The sequence below is a fragment of the Cyanobium sp. BA20m-p-22 genome (genome assembly GCF_024346275.1).
GTDB lineage: Bacteria > Cyanobacteriota > Cyanobacteriia > PCC-6307 > Cyanobiaceae > Cyanobium_A.
In genome coordinates, this window is sequence record NZ_JAGQCQ010000193.1 from 1 (window position 1) to 7,139 (window position 7,139).

The following is a 7,139-nucleotide window of genomic DNA, read 5'->3' on the forward strand; positions in this document are numbered from 1 at the left end:
AACGACCTCCTGGCTGCTGTCTACCTGATCTTCTTTGCGCTCATCGCCGGTGGAGCTTTTGCCTTGATGAGTCAAAACCTACGCGGCTCCGCTTCTCTTGCTTCCCAAAGAAGTGGCACCAAAACAAGGCGCCATCCCGAGGCTCCCGAGCTAGGTGACGAGTTCCTCTACGTCGACCTCAGCCGGGAGCGGCTGGAGGAGCTCTATCAACAGGCGTCGTAAGCCATCAGCTCACTACACGACTCCTGCATCCGATCCTGCGCTAGGGCGGCAGCGCTAGAAGAAATCAATTAGCAGCCCCTCGCTGTGGAGCTGGTGATGGTGCATTACTTTCACTGGCGCACGGCTCATGTGATTCGGGGTGAGCTGTCAGTGCAGCTGGAGCAATTGCAGCCGCTGGAAGGTTAGAACTTGGGCCTGGTAAGCCCAGAGGACTTGCTGGCAGGTTCGATTTGGAACACCAAGCTCGGCAGCCATCGCCCCCTCGCAGATTGACTGCGGGACGTGATGCAGCTCTTGTTCACCAGACAGGGGTGAACTCAACAAAGCCCGAAACGTGGCCTCGGGCATTTGCTTGCTCAGCCGTGGTGCCAGATCCCGGCGTCGAAAGAAAAAGAACACAACCAAATCGTGCCACGAATAAAGGTCCTGTCCGACCCTGAGTTCAGTGCCGATGCCGATGGTGGGCGTCGCTCACGTGCGGATGGCCATGCTCCAGCTCCAGGTGGCGGTGCTCATGGGCATGCCAGAAGGGGTGCTCGCTGGGCAGACCCTCCAACTCTTCCAGGGCGTGGTCGTGCTCGTGGTGAGGATCGCCACTGCCCCCGATTCCACGCGGGTCGTGCCGGTGGCGATGGGCATGCAGCAGCGATTCGTGGCGATGTCTGTGGCTGTGCTGCTCGCGCAGCAGCAGCGCCACTCCGGCGCCCATCAGCCCCGTCGCCAGCAGCAAGGGTGCGGAGAGGGATTCCCGCAGAACGACGACCGAAAACAGTGCCCCCACGAACGGAGCGGTGGAGAACAGCACCGCTTCACGGGCGGCTCCAAGGTTGCGTAGGGCCAGAAGATCCAGCCAGATCGAGATGCCGTAGCCCAGGGCGCCGATGCCGAGCAGCGCCAGGGTGAGCGGCAGTGGCGGGAAGGCATGCCCCAGCAGCAAGGCCAACAGCAGCATGGGAAGTGCCGCCCCCGCCGCCTTGGCGGTGGCGATCTGGATGGGATCGCGCAGGCTCAGGCGCTGGCTGAGGTTGTTGTCGATGCCCCAGGCGAGGGTGGCCAGGGCGATTAGGGCGCCGCCGAGGGCATTGGCTCCGCTGAGTGAACCCTGCGAAAGCACCACAGCACCAACGCTCGTTAGAAGAGCCGAAACCAGGCCCCGTCGGCCCAGGTGCTCACGCCCCAGCAGCACGGCGATGGCCAGGGTGAACACCGCCTCGAGGTTGAGCAGCAGCGAACTGGTGGCAGCCGGCAAGCGGGCCAAACCCAGCACGAGCGCAACTGGACCAACCACGCCACCCAGCAAAGTGAGTGCGGCAAGGGCCGGCCAGTCTTCACGGCGGATCGGGGTTTCCGCCCGGGTCCCGCGAACCAACCGCACCGCCAGCAAGGCCAGGGTGGCGCCGCCGTAGAGCAGTCCAGCGATGCTCAGGGCTGAGCCCGAGCCGGTGAGGGTGCTGATCAGCGGCGCGCTGCAGCCGAACAGCACGGCGGCACCGAGGCCGGCGAACTGCCCTAAACGCTCCGTTCTCATGCCTAAGAGAGGGCCCTAAGCAGCAACCAGCGGCCGAAACGGGCGTAGAGCGCAGGGAGCACCATGAGCGTAAGCAGGGTGGAGGTGATCAGACCACCCAGCACCACGATCGCCAGGGGCTGCAGGATCTCGTTTCCGGCCCCAAAGGCCAAAGCCAGAGGCAGCGTGCCGAAGGCAGAGGTGAGGGCCGTCATCAAGATCGCATTGAGGCGCTGCAGGCTGCCGGAGCGGATCACCTCCTTGAGCTCCATGCCTTCCGCATGACGGCGGTTGTAGTTGTCAACCAGCAGCAGGCCATTGCGGACCGCCACACCGAACAGGGTGATGAAGCCGATCAAGGAGGCCACCGAGAGAACCCCTCCGGTGAGCAGGATGGCCACCAGACCCCCGACTAGAGCCAGCGGCAGGTTGATCAGGATCGCGAGCGTGGCCGGTAGTGATTTCACTGCCACGAACATCAATACGGCGATCACAACCATGGCCAACAGGCTGTAGAGCAGCAGGTTGGTGGTGGCCCGCTCCTCCGACTCAAACTGGCCGCCGTAGCGGATCAGATAGCCGCTTGGCAGTTTGATCTTGCTGTCGATGGTGTTCTGAATGTCGGCGACAACCGTGCCCAGCGGCCGACCACTGACGTTGGTGGACACCACGATCAACCGCGATACGTCCTCCCGGTTGACCACATTGGCGCCCAGGCCGTAGTCGATGCGGGCCAGGCTTCCCAGCGGCAGCATGGTGCCTGCGGGGGTAGCGATCGGTAGAGCTCGCAGGGCATCGAGATTGTTGCGGGAGTCTTCGGGGAGCATCACCACCACATCGGTGCGGTCGGTGCCGTCGCTCACCACCTGGCCCACCGTCTTGCCGTTCAGGGCGATCTCCACCGCATCGGCGAGCTGCTGCATCGTTAGCCCGTTGGCAGTGGCGGCCTTGCGATCGAAGGCAATCTGAACCTGCTGGATCGGCAACTGGGGTTCGAGCTGCAGATCCACCACTCCCTGGATCGGCTCAATCGCATCGCGCACCTGCTCGCCGATCCTGCGCAGCTCCGCCAGATCGGGGCCGTAGATCTTGATGGCGATCGCACTGCGGACTCCTGAGAGCACCTCATCCATCCGGTGGGAGATGAAACCGCCGATGTTCGGAGCCACTCCGGGCAGCTTCAGAAAGGCGTTGCGTAGTTCGGCAATGGCAGTAGGGCGATCCTTCATCGCCTCGTCGCTCAATTCCACATCCACATGGGCCAGGTTCACGCCTGCTCCATCGGCATCACCAGGGGCCCGGCCGGTTCGCACCTGCACCCAATCGAACAAAGGGCTGGCCTTGAGGGTGTTGGACAACGCCAGCCCAGCGCGGTTGGTCATCTCCAATGACACTCCGGGATAGAGCACCATCGAGTTCACCAAAGATTTCTCACGAAACTCCGGTAGAAACACCCGCCCGAGGCTCGGCAAGATGGCACAGGCCACCACAACGAATGCCAGAGCAGCGGCCAGTACCCGCTTGGGCGACAGCAGCGAGAACTCCAGCAAGGGCCTGTAGGACCGCTCCGCCCAGGTGGCCACCCAGGTGTTCTCGGCTGGAAGGCGTGTGTTCGCCAGCAGGATGGCGCAGAGCGCTGGCGTGAGCGTGAGCGCCACCAGGCTGGACGCCGCGATCGAGAACAGGTAGGCCAGACCCATCGGCGCAAAGATCCGCCCTTCCACCCCCGAGAGGCTGAAGATCGGGGCGAACACCACCACGATGATCACGGAGGAAAGGATCACCGGCTGGCGTACCTCCACGGAGGTTTCGAACACCACCTGCAGGGGATTCCTGGGCTGGGCGGCCACCTGGTTGCGGCGCAGCCCGGAGTAGCAGTTCTCCATGTCGACGATGGCGTCGTCAACCACAGATCCGATCGCCACCACCAGACCACCGAGGGTCATGGTGTTGATCTCCAGCCCGAAGGCGCGCATCAGCATCAAGCCGATCACGAGCGACAGGGGGATGGCGCTGAGGGTGATCACGGCGGTGCGCCAGTTCATCAGAAACAGCACCATCACCACGGACACGATCAGGATCCCTTCGATCAGGGACGCACTGACGTTCTTGATCGCGGTGTCAATGAAATTGGCCTGCCGGAAGGTGCGCTTCACCTGAATGTCAGCCGGCAGGGTCTTGCTGAGGGCGGCGATCCGCTCCTCCACCTCACGTGTCACCCGTGGCGTGTCGATATCGGGCTGTTTGTTGATCATCAGCACCACTGCCGGCTTGCCGTTGAAGCTGCCATCACCGCGCTTCAGGGCACTGGCCAGCCGCACCTCGGCGACATCACCGATCCGCAGCGCCTGGCCTTGGCTGTTGGTCACCACGGAATCAGCGAGATCCTCACTACTGCCCGCCTGGCCACTGGCGCGGATCAGCTTCTCCTGCCCGCCGGCGATCAGAAAACCGCCCGGGGCATTGGCACTGGCGGCCGTTGCCGCCTCGGCCATGGCCTGCAACGACACCTGGCGGGCCTGAAGTCGCTGAGAATCGATCTGAATCTGCTGCTGGGCCTCCTCACCGCCATACAAGGTCACCTGGGAGACACCGGGAACTTCCAGGATCTGGTTGTTGAAGGTGGTGGCGACGATCCGCCGCAACTGCATCGGCGTCGTGGGGCCGCCGCCCTCCAGGGTGAAGGCGTACTGCAGGATCGTGCCCAGGGGAGAGACGAGGGGTGAGATTGCCGGGGAGCTGGCTTGGGCAGGCAGCTCCGCCTCGATCTGTTGCAGGCGTTCCGCCACCGATTGCCGCGCCCGATTGATGTCGGCGCTCTGATCGAAGACCACCTGGACCATCGAGAGACCCACCTTCGAGGAGGAGCGCACCGTTTCCACTCCCGGCAGGCCATTGACGGCCGATTCGATCGGCACGGTGATGCGCTGTTCCACCTCTTCCGGTGCCAGACCATCGGCTGTGGTCTGCACATCAACCTGGGGAGGGGCGAACTGTGGGAAGACATCCAGGGGCATCCGGCTGAGGATCGACAGGCCCCAAAGAGTGATCAGCACGGCGGCCACAACCACTAGCCAGCGCCTGGCGATGGACGTGCGCAGTGTCTGGTTGAGCAGGCGTTCCAGCATGGGAAAGGCTTGGGAGGCGGAGAGAGCGCAAGGATCGGGGGTTAGTTCTTCTTGCCAAGCCGGGAGACCACAACCCCAGCACCAAGGACGATCACCACAGCACCGGCCCCGATCGCCAGGCGGTTGAGGCCTCCGGCGGCCGAGGGCGCGGCCGCGGCTGGGGTGGCTGGGGCATCAGAAGCAGCGGCAGGGGTTGCCCCGTTGGCGGCCACGGCGCTCTGGCTCTTCTTCGATTCGGCGTAGAGCGAGAGGGCTCCCTGTGTCACCACCTCGTCTCCAGGCGCGATGCTGCCGTCGGTGATGGTGATCTGATCGCCTTGGCTGGCTCCGGTCTGGAGGAACACCGGGTCGTAGGTGGTGCCGCTTTTCACGAAGGCCAGGGGCTTGCCATCCGCATCCACCACCGCAGCAACCGGAATGGAGACCACGCCGCCGGCTTCCGTGGCAGGAGCGGTGGTGATCCCCAGCATGGAATCAATCTCGCCGCTGGCCTTCACCTGGCGCACGTTCCCCTGCTGCTGAAACTCATCGCCATGACCCACGTGGGCCATGGCGGGGCTGAACTCACCGAGGGCCAGGGTTCCGAGGCTGAGGCCGCCGGCCAGAAGAAGAGCGCGCATGCTGCTGGTGCCGCAGGGGCAGGACAAGAACCCACGAAGGATGCCGTAGTCGCGATGAAAAACAGGTGAAATCGCTTGCGCCCACTAGCATTCACCGGTCTTAGCTTCCACTTGATGCCGCTGCGGATCCTGCTGGTGGAAGACGAGCAGGAGCTGGCCGGCGCCGTGCAGACCGTGCTGCAGCACCAGGGCCACGTGGTGGACCATTGCAGCGATGGGCTGGAGGGCTGGACACTGCTGTGCGGTGAGCTGGCCAGCTACGAGCTGGCGATCATGGACTGGATGCTGCCGGGCCTGAGTGGCCCTGAGCTCTGCCGCCGCGCCCGCGCAGCCGGTCTCGACCTGCCCGTGCTGTTGCTCACTGCCCGGGCCGAGACGGCCGATCGGGTAGAGGGCCTCGACGCCGGTGCCGACGACTACCTGAGCAAGCCCTTCGCGATGGAGGAACTGCTGGCGCGGGTGCGGGCCCTGCAACGCCGCCAGCCCAGGTACCGCGAGCCCGTGTTGGAGGTGGGGCCTTACCGGTTCGATCCCCAGTCCAGCCAGCTGCAGGTCAGCTCGTCCGATGGTGTGGTGACGATCCCGCTGGCTGGCAAGGAGCTGCAGCTGATGGCCTATTTCCTGGAGCACCCCGGGCAGATCATTCCGGGCTCTCGATTGCGTAACCAGCTGTGGGACCTGCACCAGGACCCGGTGAGCAACGTGGTGGCCGCCCAGGTGCGGCTGCTGAGGCGCAAGCTTGCGGGCCATGGCCTGGCCTCCCCGATCGAAACGGTGCCGAGCCGTGGCTATCGCTTCCATGCCCAGCTGCCTGGAGAGCCATGAGCGCCAACCGTTCACCGGCTCCGGCAATGCTTTGGCGAGCTCGGCTGCGCTTGGCTGCCCTCTCGCTGCTGGTGATGGGCGCGATTCTGTACGGCGCCGGGTTCGCCATGGCGCGCCTGCTGCTGCAGGAGCGTGAAGCCGCCCTGCGCCGCGAACTGCAGACCGTTGCCGGCACCCTGCACGACAGCCTCAAACCCAGCCTGCCCCCAGTGGCCGTGCCGTCGGTGGCATTGGCGGCGGTACTGCCGGGCCTTTGTCTGGTGGGTCAGGCCTGTTCTGCTGCTGATGCCCTGATCGAGCGCCATGCCATCAGCGCCACCGATCCGTCCCGTTTCCAGCTGCGGATCTTCAATGCCCGCGGCCAGCTGCTGGCCGCCTCGCCTGGCGCCCTGGGGCCTACCCGGCCGGACCCGGTGTGGCGAGAGCAGCGTTTGCCTGGGGGTGAACGGTTGTTGAGCTACGCCATCCATCTGCACCGGGCCCATCGCAGCGGTGAGCAGGACTGGGGCGCCCTGCAGATAAGTCGCAGCCTGGCACCCCTCGATGCTGAGGCCAGCCGGCTTTGGTGGCTGGGCCACGGCGTGTTCGCTCTGGCGATGGCAGGAATGGCACTGGCCAGCTGGTGGCTGGCGGGACTGGCGATGGCTCCCCTGCTGGAGGCTTACCGCCGGCAGGAACAGTTCAGTGCCGATGTCGCCCATGAGCTGCGTACACCATTGGCCAATCTGCTGGCTCTGCTGGAGGCCGAACGGGATGCTCTGCACCGCTTGCCCGGGCAAGCTCCGGCAGGGCGGTTCAGCACTGGGCGGCCTGCGGCAGAAGCCCCCTCGGCGACGG

Annotated in this window: 6 protein-coding genes; 3 read left to right on the forward strand and 3 right to left on the reverse strand. The window is 64.9% G+C overall.

Going from position 1 to position 7,139, the window contains the following annotated elements; genetic code table 11:
* The coding region (locus KBZ15_RS15070; RefSeq protein WP_396123505.1) for a hypothetical protein at window positions 1–222 on the forward strand (222 nt) is incomplete at its 5' end.
* Window positions 223–664: 442 nt separating this feature from the next.
* Here KBZ15_RS15070 and KBZ15_RS15075 read toward each other — a convergent pair.
* From KBZ15_RS15075 to KBZ15_RS15085, 3 genes are read right to left on the reverse strand one after another with little or no spacing between them, the layout of a single operon-like run.
* On the reverse strand, window positions 665–1,750 hold the full coding sequence (locus KBZ15_RS15075; protein WP_255016017.1) for a DMT family transporter: 1,086 nt from the start codon (window positions 1,748–1,750) through the stop codon (window positions 665–667).
* A gap of 2 nt (window positions 1,751–1,752) precedes the next feature.
* Complete coding sequence (locus KBZ15_RS15080) at window positions 1,753–4,857, reverse strand: efflux RND transporter permease subunit (protein WP_255016018.1); 3,105 nt, start codon at window positions 4,855–4,857, stop codon at window positions 1,753–1,755.
* Window positions 4,858–4,898: 41 nt separating this feature from the next.
* A complete protein-coding gene (locus KBZ15_RS15085) occupies window positions 4,899–5,477 on the reverse strand; it encodes a hypothetical protein (RefSeq protein WP_255016020.1) in 579 nt (192 codons plus the stop codon).
* Between the two features lie 114 nt (window positions 5,478–5,591).
* Here KBZ15_RS15085 and rppA point away from each other — a divergent pair, with 114 nt between their 5' ends.
* Window positions 5,592–6,302, forward strand: a complete 711-nt coding sequence (gene rppA / locus KBZ15_RS15090; protein WP_255016021.1) for a two-component system response regulator RppA — start codon at window positions 5,592–5,594, stop codon at window positions 6,300–6,302.
* A partial coding sequence (locus KBZ15_RS15095; RefSeq protein ID WP_315859905.1) for a histidine kinase dimerization/phospho-acceptor domain-containing protein occupies window positions 6,299–7,139 on the forward strand: 841 nt, incomplete at its 3' end. The genes rppA and KBZ15_RS15095, both read left to right, overlap by 4 nt.